Below are 19,987 nucleotides of genomic sequence, written 5' to 3'. Positions count from 1 at the left end.
CTGCGGGCGCGCTGGCGCCCGCCTTATCAGGAGAACCCCATGTTTGATTTACTCCTGCGCCGTGCGCGCCTTAGCGACGATACCCTGACCGATATCGCCATTCTGGACGGGAAAATTGCCGCAACAGGCGACATAGACGCTCCCGCCCGCAAAACGGTGGAACTGAACGGTGACGTGTTCGTCAGCGCAGGCTGGATCGACTCCCACGTCCACTGCTACCCGAACTCCCCTATTTACCACGACGAACCGGACAGCGTGGGTATTGCCACCGGCGTCACCACCGTGGTGGATGCGGGCAGTACCGGTGCCGACGACGTGGACGATTTCTACGAAATCACCCGCAAAGCCTCAACCGAGGTCTTTGCCCTGCTGAATATCTCCCGCGTGGGGCTGATTGCCCAGAACGAGCTGGCGAATATGGCGAATATTGATGCCGATGCCGTGAAGCAGGCGGTGAAACGCCACCCTGATTTTATCGTCGGGCTGAAAGCGCGCATGAGCAGCAGCGTGGTGGGTGAAAACGGTATTACGCCGCTGGAGCGTGCGAAAGCCATTCAGAAAGAGAACGGCGACCTGCCGCTGATGGTACACATCGGCAATAACCCGCCGAATCTGGATGAAATTGCCGAGCTGCTGAGCTCGGGCGACATCATTACCCACTGCTACAACGGCAAGCCAAACCGCATTCTGACGCCCTCCGGCGAGCTGCGCGCCTCCATTACCTCTGCCCTGAAACGCGGTGTGCGGCTGGACGTAGGCCACGGTACGGCGAGCTTCAGCTTTGAAGTGGCGAAACGCGCTATCGCGATGGGCATTCTGCCGCACACCATCAGCTCGGATATCTACTGCCGCAACCGCATCAACGGCCCGGTGGGCTCGCTTTCGAGCGTGATGTCGAAATTCCTCGCCATCGGCATGTCATTGCCGCAGGTGATTGACTGCGTCACCGCCAACGCCGCCGACGGCCTGCGCCTGACGCGCAAAGGGCGTATCGAACCCGGCCTCGACGCCGACCTGACGCTGTTCACCCTTAAACGTCAGCCGACGGTGCTGACGGATGCTGAAAACGACAGCCTGCAGGCTGAACACATTCTGGTGCCGCTTGCCGCGATCCGCGCGGGCAAGGGCTACATGACCGAACAAGGGAGCACGGAACATGCCTTCGATTTATGAGAAGTACCACTTAAAGCAGGTTATCAACACCTCCGGCCGCATGACGGCGCTGGGTGTCTCCACGCCACGCCCGGAAGTGGTGCAGGCGGCGATGGACGGCATGAATCACTATTTCGAGATGAAAGATCTGGTCAATAAAACCGGGGAATACATCGCGAAGCTGCTGGACGTGGAAGGCGCGACGGTGGTCTCCTGCGCATCCGCGGGCATCGCCCAGTCCGTGGCGGCGGTGCTGGTGAAAGACAGCGACTGGCTGCTGGAAAACCTGCACGTCACTCCAGTTGAGAACAACGAAATCGTGCTGCCGAAAGGCCACAATGTTAACTTTGGCGCGCCGGTGGGCACCATGGTGGCGCTGGGCGGCGGCAAGCTGGTGGAAGCGGGCTACGCTAACGAATGCTCAGCCGAGCAGCTGGCGGCGGCCATCACCCCGCGCACCGCGGCGATCCTTTACATCAAATCGCACCACTGCGTGCAGAAAAGCATGCTCAGCGTTGAGCAGGCAGCGGTCGTGGCGCGCAAACACGATCTGCCCCTGATCGTCGATGCCGCAGCGGAAGAAGATCTGCATACCTATTACCGCTCCGGCGCCGACCTGGTGATCTACAGCGGCGCGAAAGCGATCGAAGGGCCCACCAGCGGCCTGGTGATCGGCAAGACCCAGTACGTTGAGTGGGTGAAGCGCCAGACGGCGGGCATTGGCCGCGCCATGAAGGTGGGTAAAGAGGGGATCCTCGGCCTGACCTGCGCCATCGAACACTACCTGACGGCGACTAAAGAGAGCGGGGCGGAGATGGTGGCGAAGATGACGCCGTTTATCGACGCGCTCAACACCCTGAACGGCGTTACCGCGCGCGTGGTCTGGGACAGCGCCGGTCGCGATATCGCGCGTACCGAGATTAAGTTCGACGAAGCCGTAACCGGCATCGGCACCGGCGAGCTGGTGAATGCCCTGAAGCAGGGCGAATACGCCATTTATTTCCGCGGCTACAAGGCCAACGAAGGGATTATCGAAGCGGACGTGCGCAGCGTGAACGCTGACCAGCTGAACATTGTGTACCGCCGCATAAGCGAAGTGTTAGGACAGGAGAAAAAGGCATGAAACTGACCCCCAATTTTTACCGTGACCGCGTCTGCCTGAACGTGCTGGCAGGCTCAAAAGCGAACGCCAGCGCCATTTACGAGGCGGCGGAAGGTCATGTGCTGGTGGGCGTGCTCTCCAAAAATTACCCGGACGTGCCCAGCGCGGTTGCTGATATGCGCGAGTACGCGGCGCTGATTGATAACGCGCTCTCGGTAGGCCTGGGGGCGGGTGACCCGAACCAGTCGGAGATGGTGAGCGAAATCTCCCGTCAGGTGCAGCCGCAGCACGTTAACCAGGTTTTCACCGGTGTAGCCACCAGCCGTGCGCTGCTGGGGCAGAATGAATCGGTGGTCAACGGTCTGGTCTCCCCGACCGGTACCGTCGGGATGGTGAAAATCTCCACCGGCCCGCTGAGCAGCGCGGCACCGGACGGCATTGTGCCGGTTGAAACGGCGATCGCCCTGCTGAAAGACTTTGGCGGCAGTTCAGTCAAATACTTCCCGATGGGCGGCCTGAAGTGCCGTGACGAATACCAGGCCGTGGCGGAAGCCTGCGCCCGTCACGACTTCTGGCTGGAGCCGACCGGGGGTATCGATCTGGATAACTTCGAGGCGATCCTGCAGATCGCCTTGGACGCGGGCGTGAGCAAAATCATTCCGCATATTTATAGTTCGATTATCGACAAAGCCAGCGGCGATACGCGTCCGGAAGATGTGCGTACGCTGCTTGCGATGACGAAGAAGCTGGTGAAGTAAAAACTGCCCCTCATCCCAGCCCTCTCCCCAAAGGGGAGAGGGTGTAATCGTCCCCTCTCCCCTTTGGGGAGAGGGTTAGGGTGAGGGGGGAACACACCGCACAAACCTGAAGGAGCCACCATGCACACCCGTACCCTGCTTGTCGCTTCACTCTCTTTACTGGCTAACGCCGCTATCGCCCAGCCGCAGTACGCCTGGGTCGGCACCTATAACCCCAACGGGGAAGGGCTGTACCGCTTTACCGTCGACCCGAACACCGGTGCGCTCGGCGATAAAACGCTGGTGAGTCAGCTGCCGAACGCCGCGCAGCTGGCCGTCTCGCACGATGGCAAAACGCTGTATCTGGCAAGCGAAGTGGAGCAGGGCGTGGTGCAAGCGCTACGCGTGGGCGCTAACGGCGAGCTGAGCGAGTTGAATCAGGTCTCCTCCGGCGGTGCGGGGCCGGTGTATCTTTCGCTCACGCCAAACGGTCAGCATCTGCTGGTAGCAAACTACGTAAGCGGATCGATCGCAGTGCTGCCGATCAAAGCCGATGGCAGCCTGGGTGACGCCACGGATCGACACCAGGATCAGGGTGAGCCAGGCGCTGCGAAACCGGAGGCGGCGGCAGAAGGCAGTTTTGCCATCAGCGATCATAATGGCCCCCATGCGCACATGATCGCCGCCGATCCGAGCGGGAAATATGTGTTTTCCACCGATCTGGGGTTGGATCGTATCTATCAGTACCGCTTTGACGATCGAGCCGGCAAGCTGACGCCGAACGATCCGCCGTTTATCAGCGCCTCCTCAAAAGGGGCCGGGCCGCGGCACTTTGTCTTTACGCCGAAGGGGGATGCGCTGTGGCTGATTAACGAAGAGGCGTCTACGCTCACCCATTATACGCTGGACAGCAACGGCAGGCTGAAAGAGGGCGAAACGCTCTCCGCGCTGCCAGAAGGTTACAAAGGCACCAGTTTTGCGGCCGGACTGGCGCTGAGTGCAGATGGTAAACAGCTGTACGTGGCTAACCGTTTGCATAACAGCATCGGGCACTTTACCGTAACAGCGGAGGGCACGCTGACGCATCAGGACGATGTCTGGACGCGTGGCGACTACCCGCGCACCCTGACGCTCGATAAACAGGGGCGCTGGCTGTACGTCATGAACCAGCGCAGCGACAACATAACCCGTTTCCGCGTCGGTCAGGACGGCAAGCTAAGCTTTGAGTCAGACTACACCCCGGTCGGCAGCCCATCCCAGATGGTCATTTCACCCTGAGCAGTAAGAGGACAACGACGTGCGATTTCCGAACCAACGTTTAGCGCAACTTTTCGATCTGTTGCAAAACGAGACGCTGCCGCAGGACGAGCTGGCGCAGCGGCTGTCGGTCTCCACGCGAACCGTCCGGGCGGATATTTCCGCCCTGAACGCGCTGCTGGCAAGCCACGGCGCGCAGTTTATTCTCAGCCGCGGCAATGGCTACCAGCTCAAAATTGACGATGCGGTACGTTATCAGCAGCTACAGGCTTCCCATCCGCGCGCGCTGCGCATTCCCCGTACCGGGCCGGAGCGCGTGCATTATCTGGTGGTGCGTTTTCTCACCTCGGCGTTTTCACTCAAGCTGGAAGACCTGGCCGATGAGTGGTTCGTCAGCCGCGCCACGCTGCAGAGCGACATGGTGGAGGTGCGGGAGTGGTTCCACCGCTACAACCTGACGCTGGAAACGCGTCCACGCCACGGCATGAAGCTGTTTGGCAGTGAGATGGCGACCCGCGCCTGTCTGACCGATCTGCTCTGGGAACTGGCCCAGCAGGACAGCCTGAACCCGCTGGTGACCGACGTGGCGCTCAATGCCGGAGTAGCAGAGCAGATGGTGCCCGTACTGCACGAGGCGCTGACGCGGCATCACATCCGCCTGACCGACGAAGGCGAGCTGTTCCTGCGACTCTACTGCGCGGTGTCGGTGCGCCGCATCAGCGAGGGGTATCCACTGCCGGAATTCCACGCCGAAGATGTGGAAGAGAACGTGCGTGACGCGGCGAAAGATATCGCGGTGACCATTCAGCAGCTGGCGGGCAAAGCGCTTTCCCCTTCGGAAGAGAGCTGGCTGTGCGTGCATATCGCCGCGCGGCAGATCCAGGATATCGCGCCGAGTGCCATCAATGCGGATGACGACGAAGCGCTGGTCAACTACATCCTGCGCTATATCAACACCCACTATAACTACAACCTGCTCAGCGACGAGCAGCTGCATGCGGATCTGCTTACCCATATCAAAACCATGATCACCCGCGTGCGGTATCAAATCATGATCCCGAATCCGCTGCTGGATAACATCAAGCAGCACTATCCGATGGCGTGGGATATGACGCTGGCGGCAGTCTCAAGCTGGGGCAAATACACGCCGTATGTGATCAGCGAAAACGAGATTGGCTTCCTGGTGCTGCATATTGGCGTCGGGCTGGAGCGCCACTACAACATTGGCTACCAGCGCCAGCCGCGCGTGCTGCTGGTGTGCGATGCCGGTAATGCCATGGTACGCATGATTGAGGCGGTGCTGCAGCGCAAATACCCGCAGATTGAGGTCACACGCACGCTTACGCTTCGCGAGTACGAGCAGACGGAATCCATTAGCGAAGACTTTGTGATCTCGACTGCCCGCGTCAGTGAAAAGTCTAAGCCGGTGGTGATGATCGCCCCGTTCCCGACGGACTACCAGCTGGAGCAGATTGGCAAGCTGGTGCTGGTTGACAGAACCCGTCCGTGGATGCTGGATAAATACTTCGACGCTGCGCATTTCCGTATTCTCAACGCCCCTGTGGACCAGCAAACGCTGTTCCGCGAGCTCTGCGTCCAGCTTGAAGAGGAGGGCTTTGTGGGGGCTGAGTTCCTCGACTCGGTCGTTGAACGTGAAGCCATCGTCAGCACCATGCTCGGCGACGGCATCGCGCTGCCGCACTCCCTTGGCCTGCTGGCGCAGAAAACGGTGGTCTATACCGTGCTCGCCCCGCACGGCGTCCAGTGGGGCGACGAAACCGCCCACGTCATCTTCCTGCTCGCCATCAGCAAAAGCGAATACGAAGAGGCGATGGCGATCTACGATATTTTCGTTACCTTCCTGCGCGAACGTGCGATGTCACGGCTCTGTAGCTGCGGAAATTTTGCCGAGTTTAAGACGGTGGCGATGGAAAGTTTGAGCCGGTTTTGAGAGGCGTTATCCAGAATTCGATGTAATGCGAATGTAATGCTAAACTGCATTACACATTCGATTCTCCTGGAGGCATAATGGCTACGCTTAACGTCCGTCTGGATGACAAACTCAAAAACGAGGCTTATGCCGTGCTGGAAAAACTCAATATCACCCCAACAGAAGCCGTGCGACTCCTTTTTCAGTACGTTGCGGAGACGGGGCGCATGCCGGTGAAAACGGTCACGATTAGCGACAGCGAAGATGCGCTGATACAGACAGTCCGGGAGCGACTGGCTAATCCGCAAAAGGGAATTAAGGTTAGTCTGGATAACTTATGAACTGGAATTTGACCCGAGGGTGTTAAAAGAGTGGAGCAAGCTGGGGGAGACTGTAAAAAAGCAGTTCAGGAAGAAACTTGCCGGGGTGTTGGTAAACCCCCGGATCGAATCGGCCCGTCTGCATAATCTGCCTGATTGCTACAAAATAAAACTCAGATCCCAGGGTTACCGTTTGGTCTATCAGGTTCAGGACAACGTGGTAACGGTAGTTGTCATCGCTATTGGGAAAAGAGAGAAATTAACCGTGTATCACGATGCTAACAAACGGCTATAGCGTTCAGCGCAAATGATGCACAACCTGGTTACTGCTGCCGCGCCAGATAAGCGCCGGGTCTTTTAAATCCTGTACAAATTTGCCGTCGACCAGCACGTTAATCAGATCCACCACTTCCCTTTGCTGCGCGTTCAGCTCGTTCAGCTTATAGCCCGTCCAGACCCAGATATCTTTTCCTGCGCACTCGCGGCGAATGCGTTTTACCAGCTTCAGGATCTCCGGCACGTTTTGCGGATGCAGCGGATCGCCGCCGGAGAGCGAAATTCCCTGGCGTTTGATGCGGGTGTCGTTGAGGTCGTTAATGATCCGGTCTTCCACCTCGGCAGTAAACGGCATGCCGGAATTGAGCCGCCAGGTGCTTTTGTTGTAGCAGCCAGGGCATTCGTGCACGCAGCCTGAGACAAAAAGAGTGCAGCGGGTGCCGGGGCCGTTAACGATGTCGACGGGGTAGTACTGGTGATATCGCATAGAAATGTCCAGAGAATGTATGCGCGCTGATGCCCTCACCCCGGCCCTCTCCCACGGGGAGAGGGGGAAGAGTTCCCTCTCCCTTGAGGGAGAGGGCTAGGGTGAGGGGGAGAACACGGAACTTACCCGATCTGCCCATTCCCTAAATGCTTCACGCGGCGTTTCACCTCTTCCTGCTTACCGGCGTTGAACGGACGCGCATCCGGGCTGCCAAGATAGCCGCACACGCGGCGGGTTACCGATACGCGGGCCGCATCGTGGTTGCCGCATTTCGGGCAGGTAAAGCCTTTACTGGTACACTCAAACTCGCCGGTAAAGCCGCACTCGTAGCACTCGTCGATAGGCGTGTTGGTGCCGTAATACGGCACGTGCTGATAGCTGTAATCCCACACGTCTTCCAGCGCTTTAAGGTTGTGCTGGATGTTCGGGTATTCGCCGTAGCAGATAAAGCCGCCGCTGGCGATAGGGGGATAAGCCGCTTCAAAGTCAATCTTGTCGTACGGGTTAACCTTTTTCTCCACGTCCAGGTGGAAGCTGTTGGTGTAGTAACCTTTATCAGTCACCCCTTCCACAATACCGAACTCGGCGGTGTCCAGACGGCAGAAACGGTCACACAGGTTTTCGCTCGGCGTGCTGTACAGGCTAAAGCCGTAGCCGGTCTCTTCTTTCCACTGGTCAACGGCATCGCGCAGGCGCTGAACAATGGCGATGCCTTTCTCGCGCAGCGCGTCGCTGTCATACATATGCGTGTTGCCAAACAGGGCGTTGATGGTTTCGTGAATGCCGATATAGCCCAGCGAGATCGACGCACGACCGTTTTTGAAGATCTCAGACACGTCGTCGTCTGCTTTCAGACGCACGCCGCAGGCCCCTTCCATATAGAGGATCGGTGCCACGCGTGCCTTGACCCCTTCCAGACGGGCGATGCGGGTCATCAGCGCTTTACGCGCCAGCTGTAAACGCTCATCCAGCAGCGCCCAGAAGGCGTCTTCATTTCCTTTAGCTTCCAGCGCGATGCGCGGCAGGTTCAGGCTGATCACGCCCAGGTTGTTGCGGCCGTCATGCACCTGCTCACCATTTTCGTCCTCATACACGCCGAGGAAGCTGCGACAGCCCATCGGGGTTTTAAACGAACCGGTGACTTTCACCACCAGGTCGTAGTTCAGAATGTCCGGATACATGCGCTTGCTCGCGCATTCCAGCGCCAGCTGTTTAATGTCGTAGTTCGGGTCACCAAACTTATGGTTCAGGCCGTCGCGGATGGCGAACACCAGTTTCGGGAACACCGCCGTTTTGCGGTTTTTGCCAAGACCGGAGATACGGTTACGCAGAATGGACTGCTGAATCAGACGCGACTCCCAGCTGGTTCCCAGACCAAAGCCGAACGTGACAAACGGCGTCTGACCATTCGCGGTATGCAGCGTGTTTACCTCGTACTCCAGCGACTGGAACGCGTCATAGCACTCTTTCTCGGTGCGGGAATGGGCGTAGCCGTCAGCATCGGGGATCTGCCACTCTTCCGCCGTTTTACGGTGCTTCTTAAAGCTTGCAGTAACAAACGGGGCCAGCACTTCATCAATGCGGTTAATGGTGGTGCCGCCGTAAATGTGGCTCGCGACCTGGGCGATAATCTGCGCCGTGACGGCCGTCGCCGTGGAGATAGACTTCGGCGGCTCAATCTCGGCGTTACCCATTTTAAAACCGTGGGTCAGCATGCCTTTGAGGTCGATCAGCATGCAGTTAAACATCGGGAAGAACGGCGAGTAGTCGAGATCGTGGTAGTGGATCTCTCCGCGCTCGTGCGCCGACACCACGTCGCGCGGCAACAGATGCTGACGGGCGTAGTGTTTAGCCACGATACCGGCCAGCAGGTCGCGCTGGGTCGGGATCACCTTGCTGTCTTTATTGGCGTTTTCATTGAGCAGGGCAGAGTTGGTCTGCTCGACCAGACCCCGGATTTCCTGATTCAGACGACCGCGCTTCTCACGCTGGACGTCGCGGTCGTGGCGGTACTCAATATAAGCGCGCGCTAACTGCTTGTAAGGACCAGACATCAGCTGGTTCTCAACCGCAGTCTGGATCTCGCTGATATCCACCTGGCTGCGTTCGTTCATCTGGCGGCTAACGACGTCTGCGACGGTGGCGCAGTAATCTGCGTCATCGACTCCCGCTGCTTTAGCTGCACGCAGAATGGCTTCCTGAATGCGCTCTGATTTAAACGGCACTTTACAGCCATCACGTTTCATCACATGCGGTGTCATGATCACTCCATTTTAAAAACAGGTTATCCACAGAGGTGGGGAAGTATGCACCGGGTGGATTATCAGCCAGCCCAATGACTTCCCGCGTTCCCGACCCTTGTTATCCACAATCCCGGAGAGCGGAGTCGCCGTGTTGTTGTTGGAATAGTAGACGATAAATACAAGATGTTGGGTCGGCCAGCATTTTAAGTGCTACATATAGTGATTTGCATCAAACATGTTTGCGATTTTTTTGATTCAGAACAAAGTAAAAAGACGAGAGTACAAACGGCGGGCGCTGGAGCGAATGTAAATCCGCAAAGGAAAAATCTGATTAATTATTCAACAAAAACAGTAAAGTAAGCCGGGCGCTGCTGTCGCGCCCGGCGGGAGATTACGCCTGTAGCCACCAGACGGCTTCAAACGGACGTAGCGTGGCGGTATGTGGGGCCGGGTAATTACTCATGACGGCCTGCCACTCACCGCTGAGAACATCAGATTCCCATTCATGAGACTGATGGCTGAGGTTAGCCACCACCACCAGGGTTTTCCCCTGCCACTGGCGGCGATAACACCACAGGGACGGATGTTCCGGCAGCAGATCCTGATAATCGCCCCACGTCAGCACCGGCAGGGTTTTGCGCAGGCGAATCAGCGACTGGTAGGTATAAAACACCGAATCAGGATCGTCCAGCGCCGCGCGGGCGTTGACCGTCTCGTAGTTGTCGCAGACGCCAATCCACGGCTCACCTTCGGTAAAACCCGCATTGTGCGAGGCATCCCACTGCATCGGTGTGCGCCCGTTATCGCGCGACTTACTCGCCAGAATCGCCAGTAATTCGTTCGGATCGCGGCCGTTAGCCCGCAGTTCGGCGAACATGTTCAGGCTTTCCACGTCGCGGTAATCGGTGATGCGGCTGAAGTGCGGGTTGGTCATGCCAAGCTCTTCACCCTGATAGATATACGGCGTGCCCTGCATCCCGTGCAGCACCATGCCCAGCATCTTCGCCGCCGGTACGCGGTATTCGCCTTCATCGCCAAAGCGCGACACAATGCGCGGCTGATCGTGGTTACACCAGAACAGCGCGTTCCACGCTTTGTTATGCATCCCCTGCTGCCAGTGATTGAAGAGGGTTTTCAGCGCCACGAAATCCGGTTTTGCCAGCGTCCATTTTTCGCCGCCGGGGTAATCCACCTTCAGATGATGGAAGTTAAAGGTCATCGACAGCTCGCGCCCGTCGAGAGAGGCATACTGCTGGCAGTTCTCCAGCGAGGTGGAGGACATCTCGCCCACCGTCATCAGATTACGCGGCGTAAAGACGTCGCGGCTCATCTCCTGGAGATATTCATGACTGCGCGGCCCGTCAGTGTAGAAGCGGCGACCGTCGCCAATATCGTCATTCGGGAAAGCCTGGTCTTTCGAAATCAGGTTAATCACATCCAGACGCAGGCCGTCCACGCCGCGATCGGCCCAGAACTCGCACACCTTTTTCAGTTCAGCGCGCACGGCCGGATTCTCCCAGTTGAGATCCGCCTGCTCCGGGGCGAAGAGGTGCAGATAATACTGCTCGCTCTCGGCGTGCCAGCGCCAGGCGTTGCCGCCGAATTTGGAGCGCCAGTTGTTGGGAAGCTGCTCCGGCGTGCCGTCGCGCCAGATATAAAACTGGCGGTACGGGCTGGCTTTATTCAGTGATTCACGGAACCAGGCGTGCTGGGTTGACGTGTGGTTAAACACCATATCCAGCACGATGCGAATGCCGCGTTCATGCGCCTGGGCGACCAGCTCGTCAAAGTCATCCAGCGTGCCGTACGCCGGGTCGATGGCGGTGTAATTCGCAACGTCGTAGCCGTTATCGACCTGCGGGGAGATGTAAAACGGCGTCAGCCAGATGGCGTCAATACCGAGGGTTTTCAGGTAGTCCAGCCGCTGCGTCACGCCGCACAAATCGCCGGTGCCGCTGCCGGTCGTGTCCTGAAAACTTTTTGGGTAAATCTGATAGATGACTCCGTTCTGCCACCAGTGAGGAAGGGTATTCATAGTGCGTTCCTGCAAATGCGAAGGGGCGCAACTGCGCCCCGAAAGATGAAGTTAAACAATCTGCAGCGCGCCCTGACGGAACTTACGCTGGTAAACCACGGTGGTGAGCGCCATAGGGACGATGATCGCGATGGCCATCGCCAGGGCAAACACCTGCCAGAAGGCGGGCTGAATGGAGAGAATACCCGGCAGGCCACCAACGCCGATGCCGTTTGCCATCACGCCGTTGAGACCACACACCAGACCCGCCAGACCCGAGCCGATCATGGCGCAGAGCATCGGGAAGCGGTATTTCAGGTTGATACCGTACATCGCCGGTTCGGTGACCCCGAGATACGCGGAGATGGCGGCCGGAACGGAAATTTCACGCTCGTTATGCTTACGGCTGACCAGAATAATGCCCGTTACGGCAGATGCCTGAGCGATGTTAGACAGCGCGATAATCGGCCAGACCGGCGTGCCGCCAAGGCTCTGGATCATCTGCATATCAATCGCCAGCGTGGTCTGGTGTACGCCGGTGATCACCAGCGGGGCGTACAGGAAGCCGAACAGCGCGGCACCAATCGGCGCGAAGCTGCCGGTCATCAGGTGACGGACGGCAAAGGCCACGCCGTCGCCGATCATGCGGCCAAACGGACCGATAAAGGCGTGCGCCAGGAACACCGCCAGGATCAGCGAGCAGACCGGCACCACCACCAGATAGAGGTAATCTGGCACGATGCGTTTCAGGCGCGTCTCAATAAAGCCCAGCGCCAGACCCGCCAGCAGTGCCGGGATAACCTGCGCCTGATAGCCCACTTTGGCGATGGTGAACAGGCCAAAGTTCCACACTTCCGGCGCCTGCTGGCCAAGTAAGTAAGCGTTCATTAACTGCGGAGAGACCAGCGTTACGCCGAGTACGATACCCAGAATCGGGGTACCGCCCATTTTGCGCACGGCGGACCAGCAAATCCCCACCGGCAGATAGAAGAAGATCGCTTCGCCAATCAGCCACAGGAAGTCGTAAATGGTTTTCAGCGCCGGGTACATCTGCGCCAGGGTTTTGCCGTCGCTCATCGGCACATCACCGATGACGTTACGGAAGCCTAAAATTAAGCCCCCGCTGATCAGCGCCGGCAGCAGCGGGAAGAAGATCTCTGCGAAGTGGGAGATAAGCTGCTCGTGCCATTTCATATTCTGGCGCGCGGCCTTTTTGGCCTGCTCTTTATCTGCCGCGTTGTGCCCGGTAGTGGCGAGCAGAGCCTGATAGTAATCGCCCACTTCGGTACCAATAACCACCTGGAACTGCCCGGCGTTGGTGAAGCAGCCTTTCACCATCGAAAGCGCTTCAATCGCTTTCGGATTGGCTTTGGCCGGATCGTTCAGCACGAAGCGCAGGCGGGTAATACAATGGCTGACCGTCGCGATGTTTTCGCGACCGCCCACCAGGACGATCAGCTGATCGATATCTGCTTGTTTGACTTTACTCATCATGAAACCTCATGACAGATGGGAGGGGTGTAATGACCTGAGCGCAAGCCTACTCCTTCAGCGGGACGGCGAAAATGGGAACGTTCCCGAAATCGGGCGAAGATCACAATAAACCGATTTATGGCGGTTATGAAAGATGGACGGGAATGACGATTTGGCGGGGTTCTGCGCGCCCGTTGATCTGCTCAATCAGCTGTGCGGCGGCCTGACGGCCGGACTCAGCGTAGCCCGGATCGACGGTGATGATCTCCGGGTGCAGGAACTTCATCAGCGGGGTACTGCCTACGCTGGCAACCTGCAGCTCGTCGATGCGCTGTTCCTGTAAATATTTGCTCGCACCCAGCGCCAGGGTGTCGGTCGCGCACACCAGCGCGGTGGTCTGCGGGGTCAGCACGCTGGCGACCTGTTCATAGCCCTGCTTCATGCCAAGCCCGGGCAGGGAAGCCACGGCAGAGAGGTTGTGCTTTTTGCAAAACGCCAGATAGGCTTCATGACGGCGTTTGCCGGTGGTGACGTCCGCGTGCGGTACGCCAAGATAGCTGATATGGCGATGGCCTTTATCGTACAGACGCTGCATCAGGGTAATAATCGCCCCTTCATCGTCATAGCAGACGGACGCAAATCCGTGGGCATCGCGTGCCAGCAAGACCAGCGAGGGTTGCCAGGGTTTGAGCATCTCCTCTTTAATGCCGGTAAAGCCAAACAGGACCACCCCGTCGATGTTGCGTCGCGCCAGCATCCCCAGATGCTCTTCCACCAGCTGTGGCGAGAACTGGCTCTCCATCATGATTGGATCGTAACCCTGCTCATAGAAGGCGGGCAGCATGGTTTGTACGGCGAGGTTTTCAGAGAGAGAATCCAGACGCGAGACAATAATGGCGACCACTTTATCGCTCTGTCCGCGCATGGCGCGTGCGGAACGGGAAGGTGAAAACCCGTGCTGATTCATCACCGCCTCGACGCGCTCGCGCGTGCGTTCGCTGACACCGCTCTCGTTGTTCAGCACGCGCGACACGGTGGATTTCCCCACGCCGCTTAAACGCGCAATGTCTTTAATCGTAAGGCGGTTTTGCATGCTGTATTCCCTGTAACAACGATAACGGTGTCAAATGAGCCTAATGCTATAGCGCTAATTCGCTATGGGCAAAGTCTGGTTTACGTTCGGTTTATTTGAGGGTGGGTATAATACCGCCCGACGCGCCGCTTAGGGTACGGTTAAATCCTTATACTGCGCGGCGTACCCCTTATTTTTACTTACCGGAGGCGACATGGATCCCGATCCCACACCTCTCCTGACCAGGAGAACCCCTTCTTTCCGGTAAGCCAGCCTTGTGCTGTCTCACCGGTGATGTGAGGCAGCAACGTTCTGAACGTTCCTGCTTGAAAATTTAAGTGCCTGTCAGGTACGGCTTTGCCACGCCTGCAGGAATGACTGCGTCCGCCCAGGCGGATGCGGGGGAATGACTATGTTTAAAAATATCACCCGGCAGCTGCAGGCGCTGCTGAGCCGCCACCTGCCACACCGTCTGGTTCAGCGCGATCCGCTGCCAAACGGCAAAAATTTCTCCGGCGCCACTATTCCCGCCAGCCTGACCGAGCGTTGCCTTAACGTGGCGGCGATGGATGAGAACGAAGTCTGGCGCGCCTTTAACGGACACCCGGAAGGGCTGAATGCGGCTGAAGTGCAAAAAATCCGGGCCGTGCATGGCGATAACCTTATCCCGGCGCAAAAACCAGCGCCGTGGTGGGTACATCTGTGGATCTGCTACCGCAACCCCTTCAATCTGCTGCTGACGGTGCTGGGCATTATCTCTTACGCCACTGAAGATCTGTTTGCCGCAGGCGTTATCGCCCTGATGGTGGGGATCTCCACGCTGCTGAACTTTATCCAGGAAGCGCGCTCAACCAAAGCGGCGGATGCCCTGAAGGCGATGGTCAGCAACACCGCGACCGTGTCGCGAGTCATCAACGATCTGGGTGAAAACGCCTGGGTCGAACTGCCCATCGACCAGCTGGTGCCGGGCGATCTGGTGAAGCTCGCCGCCGGGGATATGATCCCGGCGGATTTACGCATCATCCAGGCGCGCGATCTGTTCGTGGCCCAGGCCTCGCTCACCGGGGAGTCCCTGCCGGTGGAAAAGGTGGCGCGGAGCCGCGATCCGCAGCAGATGAACCCGCTTGAGTGCGATACCCTGTGCTTTATGGGCACCACGGTGGTCAGCGGCACGGCGCAGGCGATTGTCATCGCCACCGGCGGCAATACCTGGTTTGGTCAGCTTGCCGGACGTGTGACAGAGCAGGAGAGCGAGCCGAATGCGTTCCAGAAAGGGATTGGCCGCGTCAGCATGCTGCTGATCCGCTTTATGATGGTGATGACGCCGATTGTGCTGCTGATCAACGGCTACACCAAAGGCGACTGGTGGGAAGCCGCGCTGTTTGCGCTCTCCGTGGCGGTTGGCTTAACGCCGGAAATGCTGCCGATGATTGTCACCTCCACCCTGGCGCGCGGGGCGGTGAAGCTGTCAAAACAGAAGGTAATCGTCAAACACCTCGACGCCATTCAGAACTTTGGCGCGATGGACATTCTCTGCACCGACAAAACCGGCACGCTGACGCAGGATAAAATCGTGCTGGAGAACCACACCGACATCGCCGGTAAAACCAGCGAACGCGTGCTGCACAGCGCCTGGCTGAACAGCCACTACCAGACCGGGCTGAAAAATCTGCTCGATGTTGCGGTGCTGGAAGGGGTGGATGAAGAGTCTGCCCGCTCACTCTCTGGCCGCTGGCAGAAGGTGGATGAGATCCCGTTCGATTTTGAGCGCCGCCGGATGTCGGTGGTGGTCAGCGAGCAACCGGATGTGCACCAGCTGATCTGCAAAGGCGCGTTGCAGGAGATCCTCAATGTTTCCACCCAGGTGCATTACAACGGCGACATCGTGCCGCTGGACGACACCATGCTGCGCCGCATCAAACGCGTCACGGATAACCTGAACCGTCAGGGGCTGCGGGTGGTGGCGGTGGCGAGCAAATTCCTGCCTGCGCGCGAGGGAGACTATCAGCGTATCGACGAATCCGATCTGATCCTCGAGGGTTATATCGCATTCCTCGATCCGCCGAAAGAGACCACCGCTCCGGCGCTGAAAGCGCTGAAGGCCAGCGGGATCACCGTGAAAATCCTTACCGGCGACAGCGAGCTGGTGGCCGCCAAAGTATGCCACGAAGTGGGGCTGGACGCGGGTGACGTGGTGGTAGGCAGCGATATCGAACACCTCAGTGACGACGAGCTGGCTCAGCTTGCCCGGCACACCACGCTGTTTGCCCGCCTGACGCCGATGCACAAAGAGCGCATCGTCACCCTGCTGCGTCGCGAAGGGCACGTGGTGGGCTTTATGGGCGATGGTATCAACGACGCGCCCGCGCTGCGTGCGGCGGATATTGGCATCTCCGTGGACGGGGCGGTGGACATCGCCCGCGAAGCGGCAGACATCATCCTGCTGGAAAAGAGCCTGATGGTGCTGGAAGAGGGCGTGATCGAAGGGCGTAGGACTTTTGCCAACATGCTGAAATACATCAAAATGACCGCCAGCTCCAACTTCGGTAACGTCTTCAGCGTGCTGGTGGCGAGCGCGTTTCTGCCGTTCCTGCCGATGCTGCCGCTGCATCTGCTGATCCAGAACCTGATGTACGATGTCTCTCAGGTGGCGATCCCGTTTGATAACGTCGACGACGAGCAGATCCAGAAGCCGCAGCGCTGGAACCCGGCGGATCTGGGGCGTTTTATGCTCTTCTTTGGCCCGATCAGCTCCATCTTTGACATCCTGACCTTCTGCCTGATGTGGTTTGTGTTCCACGCCAATACACCGGAACATCAGACCCTGTTCCAGTCCGGCTGGTTCGTGGTGGGGCTGCTGTCGCAAACGCTGATTGTGCATATGATCCGCACACGTCGTATTCCGTTCATCCAGAGCCGTGCCGCCTGGCCGCTGATTGTGATGACGGGGATTGTGATGGCGCTCGGCATCGCGCTGCCGTTCTCACCGTTGGCCAGCTACCTGCAGCTGCAGGCGCTGCCGCTGAGCTACTTCCCGTGGCTGGTGGCGATCCTCGCGGGCTATATGGTGCTGACGCAGATGGTGAAAGGGTTTTACGCGCGTCGGTATGGGTGGCAGTAGGTTATGTTAGCCGGGTGGCGGCTTCGCCTTACCCGGCCTACTACCCGAAACGTAGGCCCGGTAAGCGCAGCGCCACCGGGCAATAGCTTTTCTCCCAAATTCAACAACCTGTGATCTCCGTCGGCGCATTCGCTTGACGACAAATTGAGCGCATGTTAACAGAATGTTTTGCCTTTATACCCTAAATAATTCGAGTTGCATGAAGGCGGCAAGGGAGTGAATCCCCGGGAGCTTACATAAGTAAGTGACCGGGGTGAACGAGTGCAGCCAACGCACAGGCAACTTGAAGTATGACGGGGATATTTGGCCCGTCAGATAAGGAACATTCATGTTACGGTACAGCCTCTTAACCGCCGGGCTGCTGCTCGGCGCGTCAGCGTTTGCCGCCCCGGCAGGCGATCTTCCCCTGATGCCCTGGCCTGCGAAGGTTGAACGCCCGACCACTCAGGGCGCGCTGGTGCTTAATAATCAACTCTCCGTAAGCGTCAGCGGAGACGATCTCGGTGACGCCGTTAACCGCCTGCGCCAGCGCATTGCCCTGCAAACCGGCTGGACGCTGCAGGCGCAGGCCGACAAACCCGAAAAACCGACCATCCGCATTGCCATCGCCAAAAAAGTGAAGCCGCAGCCGCTGCCGGACAGCGACGAAAGCTACAGGCTGACGGTGGATGCCAACGGGGTGGATATCTCCGCCAACACCCGCTTCGGCGCGCTGCGTGCCATGGAAACGCTGCTCCAGCTGGTACAAAACGGCGCGGAAAACACCTCTGTACCGTGGGTGACCATTGAAGATTCCCCGCGCTTCCCGTGGCGCGGGCTGCTGCTGGACTCGGCGCGCCACTTTATCCCGCTGGCGGATATCAAACGCCAGATCGACGGTATGGCCGCGGCAAAACTCAACGTGCTGCACTGGCATTTAACCGACGATCAGGGCTGGCGTTTCAGCTCAAAGCGCTATCCTAAGCTGACCCAGCTTGCCAGCGACGGGCTGTTCTACACGCCAGAGCAGATGCGCGAGATTGTCCGCTATGCTGCCGAGCGCGGTGTCCGCGTCGTACCGGAGATCGATATGCCAGGCCACGCCTCGGCCATTGCCGTGGCCTACCCGGCGCTGATGAGCGCGCCGGGGCCGTACGAAATGGAGCGCCACTGGGGAGTCTTAAAGCCGGTGCTGGATCCGACCAAAGAGGCTACTTACGCCTTTGCTGACGCGATGGTCAGCGAACTGGCGGCGATCTTCCCCGATCCTTATCTGCACATCGGTGGCGATGAGGTGGACGACAGCCAGTGGAAAGCGAATCCAGCCATTCAGCAGTTTATGCGCGACCACAAGCTGGCGGATAGCCACGCGCTGCAGGCGTATTTCAACCGCAAGCTGGAAACGATCCTTGAAAAACACCACCGGCAGATGGTGGGCTGGGATGAGATCTACCATCCCGATCTGCCCAAAAGCATTCTGATCCAGTCCTGGCAGGGGCAGGATGCGCTGGGACAGGTGGCGCAGAACGGCTACAAAGGGATCCTCTCGACGGGCTTCTATCTCGATCAGCCGCAGTCCACCGCTTACCACTACCGCAATGAGATCGTTCCGCAGGCTTTAAACGGCGTGGACGTGATTGCCGACACCGACAGCGCCCAGAGCTGGGCCTTCTCCATGCCGCGTCTGAAAGGCAAGCCGGTCGAAGGCAGCTTTACGCTGGTGAAAGGGGAGTCCGGCTGGCGCGGATTTATTGATTTTGCCGGCAAGTCCCGCCGCGCGGTGGACAACATTGCGTGGCGCGATGACAATCAGGTGACGTTTACCGTTGATACCTGGATGGGCGAAACGCGCCCGGTGGTGTCGGTTGATAACGATAAGCTCACGGGTTATTTCCTGGTGGGGAATGTCCGCTACCCGATCAGCGGCACGCGTCTGGATGAGGTCCCTAAAGGCACTCCGCCAGTGGTGCCGGATATCGCGCATCAGGTTAATCTGCTTGGCGGAGAAGCCGCGCTGTGGGCGGAAAACGTGGTGGCGCCGGTGCTGGATATCCGTCTGTGGCCGCGTACCTTTGCGGTGGCGGAGCGGTTATGGTCCGCGCAGGATGTTACCGATGTCGACAACATGTACACCCGCCTGCAGGCGATGGACAGCTGGTCGACGGTCTCGGTCGGGCTGCAGCAGCACACCCAGCAGCAGGTGCAATTCACGCGCCTTGCCGGGAATGCCGATACGCTGCCGCTGCAAATCCTCGCCCAGGCTGTGGAGCCTGCGCAGTATTACACTCGTCAGCATCTCAAATTCCAGGCCGGAAACTACCATCAGTTTGAGCCGCTCAACCGCTTCGCGGATGCGCTGAACGCTGAAAGCGCCACTGTGCGCCAGATGAACAAATGGGCCGACCGTCTGGTGAGCGACGCCGAGGATACCGAAAGTGCCGACGCGCTGCGCCATGTGTTTAACCGCTGGCAGAGCAATATCAGCGACGCGCTGGCACTGAGTGAAAACAGCTATCAGCTGAAGGCGATCAAGCCGGTGATTCAGGAGGTGGATAAGCTGGCCTCGATTGGCCTGAGGCTCACCGATCTGGTAGCGCGTCAGGGCACGCTGGACGATAAAGAGATCGCCTCAATTCAGAGCGAGCTGGATAACGCGGCGAAGGTTCAGGACGAAGTGGTGATTGCGGCGGTGTACCCGCTGGAGACGCTGCTGCGCGCGACGCGGAATCAGTAGACCCCCTCACCCTAACCCTCTCCCAGGGGGAGAGGGAATTAATACACCCTCTCCCTTTGGGAGAGGGCCGGGGTGAGGGAATCAGACGAC

General features: G+C 58.5%; 14 protein-coding genes. 9 read left to right on the top strand and 5 right to left on the bottom strand.

Annotation, left to right across the window (positions count from 1 at the left end):
• Nucleotides 1-39: 39 nt before the first annotated feature.
• The 7 genes from APU11_RS05475 (at nucleotide 40) to APU11_RS05445 (ending at nucleotide 6,793) form a co-directional block, all read left to right on the top strand.
• Nucleotides 40-1,173: an amidohydrolase/deacetylase family metallohydrolase gene (locus tag APU11_RS05475; RefSeq protein ID WP_038418558.1), complete on the top strand. Its 1,134-nt coding sequence runs from the start codon at nucleotides 40-42 to the stop codon at nucleotides 1,171-1,173.
• Entirely contained in the window at nucleotides 1,157-2,275 is a 1,119-nt protein-coding gene (locus APU11_RS05470) for a DgaE family pyridoxal phosphate-dependent ammonia lyase (protein WP_038985649.1), read from the top strand. The genes APU11_RS05475 and APU11_RS05470 overlap by 17 nt, the downstream gene beginning before the upstream one ends.
• Nucleotides 2,272-3,012: a KDGP aldolase family protein gene (locus APU11_RS05465; protein ID WP_058651174.1), complete on the top strand. Its 741-nt coding sequence runs from the start codon at nucleotides 2,272-2,274 to the stop codon at nucleotides 3,010-3,012. The genes APU11_RS05470 and APU11_RS05465 overlap by 4 nt, the downstream gene beginning before the upstream one ends.
• 120 nt (nucleotides 3,013-3,132) lie before the next feature.
• Nucleotides 3,133-4,269, top strand: a complete 1,137-nt coding sequence (locus APU11_RS05460; RefSeq protein ID WP_058651173.1) for a lactonase family protein — start codon at nucleotides 3,133-3,135, stop codon at nucleotides 4,267-4,269.
• A gap of 19 nt (nucleotides 4,270-4,288) precedes the next feature.
• Nucleotides 4,289-6,199 (top strand): PRD domain-containing protein, encoded by a 1,911-nt coding sequence (locus tag APU11_RS05455; protein ID WP_058651172.1) that lies wholly within the window; start codon nucleotides 4,289-4,291, stop codon nucleotides 6,197-6,199.
• 77 nt (nucleotides 6,200-6,276) lie between these two features.
• Nucleotides 6,277-6,519: a type II toxin-antitoxin system RelB/DinJ family antitoxin gene (locus APU11_RS05450; protein ID WP_058651171.1), complete on the top strand. Its 243-nt coding sequence runs from the start codon at nucleotides 6,277-6,279 to the stop codon at nucleotides 6,517-6,519.
• On the top strand, nucleotides 6,509-6,793 hold the full coding sequence (locus APU11_RS05445) for a type II toxin-antitoxin system RelE/ParE family toxin (RefSeq protein ID WP_058651170.1): 285 nt from the start codon (nucleotides 6,509-6,511) through the stop codon (nucleotides 6,791-6,793). The genes APU11_RS05450 and APU11_RS05445 overlap by 11 nt, the downstream gene beginning before the upstream one ends.
• Before the next feature lie 3 nt (nucleotides 6,794-6,796).
• On the opposite strand, the gene nrdG is transcribed toward APU11_RS05445, so the two are convergent.
• From nrdG to treR, 5 genes are all read right to left on the bottom strand, one after another.
• Nucleotides 6,797-7,261, bottom strand: coding sequence for an anaerobic ribonucleoside-triphosphate reductase-activating protein (gene nrdG, locus APU11_RS05440; RefSeq protein ID WP_058651169.1), 465 nt, complete (start codon nucleotides 7,259-7,261; stop codon nucleotides 6,797-6,799).
• Nucleotides 7,262-7,383: 122 nt separating this feature from the next.
• The gene (gene nrdD / locus APU11_RS05435) at nucleotides 7,384-9,522 is read right to left on the bottom strand and encodes an anaerobic ribonucleoside-triphosphate reductase (RefSeq protein WP_058651168.1); all 2,139 of its coding nucleotides are present in this window, start codon (nucleotides 9,520-9,522) and stop codon (nucleotides 7,384-7,386) included.
• 373 nt (nucleotides 9,523-9,895) lie between these two features.
• Nucleotides 9,896-11,539 (bottom strand): alpha,alpha-phosphotrehalase, encoded by a 1,644-nt coding sequence (gene treC, locus APU11_RS05430; protein ID WP_058651167.1) that lies wholly within the window; start codon nucleotides 11,537-11,539, stop codon nucleotides 9,896-9,898.
• A gap of 51 nt (nucleotides 11,540-11,590) precedes the next feature.
• Nucleotides 11,591-13,009 (bottom strand): PTS trehalose transporter subunit IIBC, encoded by a 1,419-nt coding sequence (treB, locus tag APU11_RS05425; RefSeq protein WP_038420863.1) that lies wholly within the window; start codon nucleotides 13,007-13,009, stop codon nucleotides 11,591-11,593.
• Between the two features lie 127 nt (nucleotides 13,010-13,136).
• Nucleotides 13,137-14,084 (bottom strand): trehalose operon repressor TreR, encoded by a 948-nt coding sequence (gene treR, locus APU11_RS05420; RefSeq protein WP_048971362.1) that lies wholly within the window; start codon nucleotides 14,082-14,084, stop codon nucleotides 13,137-13,139.
• A 391-nt stretch (nucleotides 14,085-14,475) separates the two neighbouring features.
• On the opposite strand from treR, the gene mgtA reads away from it, so the two are divergent.
• Nucleotides 14,476-17,184 carry a magnesium-translocating P-type ATPase gene (mgtA, locus tag APU11_RS05415; RefSeq protein ID WP_058651187.1) on the top strand — a complete coding sequence of 903 codons (2,709 nt, stop codon included), beginning with the start codon at nucleotides 14,476-14,478 and terminating at the stop codon, nucleotides 17,182-17,184.
• 328 nt (nucleotides 17,185-17,512) lie between these two features.
• Nucleotides 17,513-19,897 carry a family 20 glycosylhydrolase gene (locus APU11_RS05410; RefSeq protein WP_058651166.1) on the top strand — a complete coding sequence of 795 codons (2,385 nt, stop codon included), beginning with the start codon at nucleotides 17,513-17,515 and terminating at the stop codon, nucleotides 19,895-19,897.
• Nucleotides 19,898-19,987: the final 90 nt, after the last annotated feature.

The sequence above is a fragment of the Enterobacter sp. 50793107 genome, from assembly GCF_001463365.1.
In the GTDB taxonomy this organism is placed as follows: Bacteria; Pseudomonadota; Gammaproteobacteria; order Enterobacterales; family Enterobacteriaceae; genus Enterobacter; species Enterobacter cloacae.
Note: the sequence above shows the minus strand (reverse complement) of the source record. Positions and strands in the feature narration are given on the sequence as shown.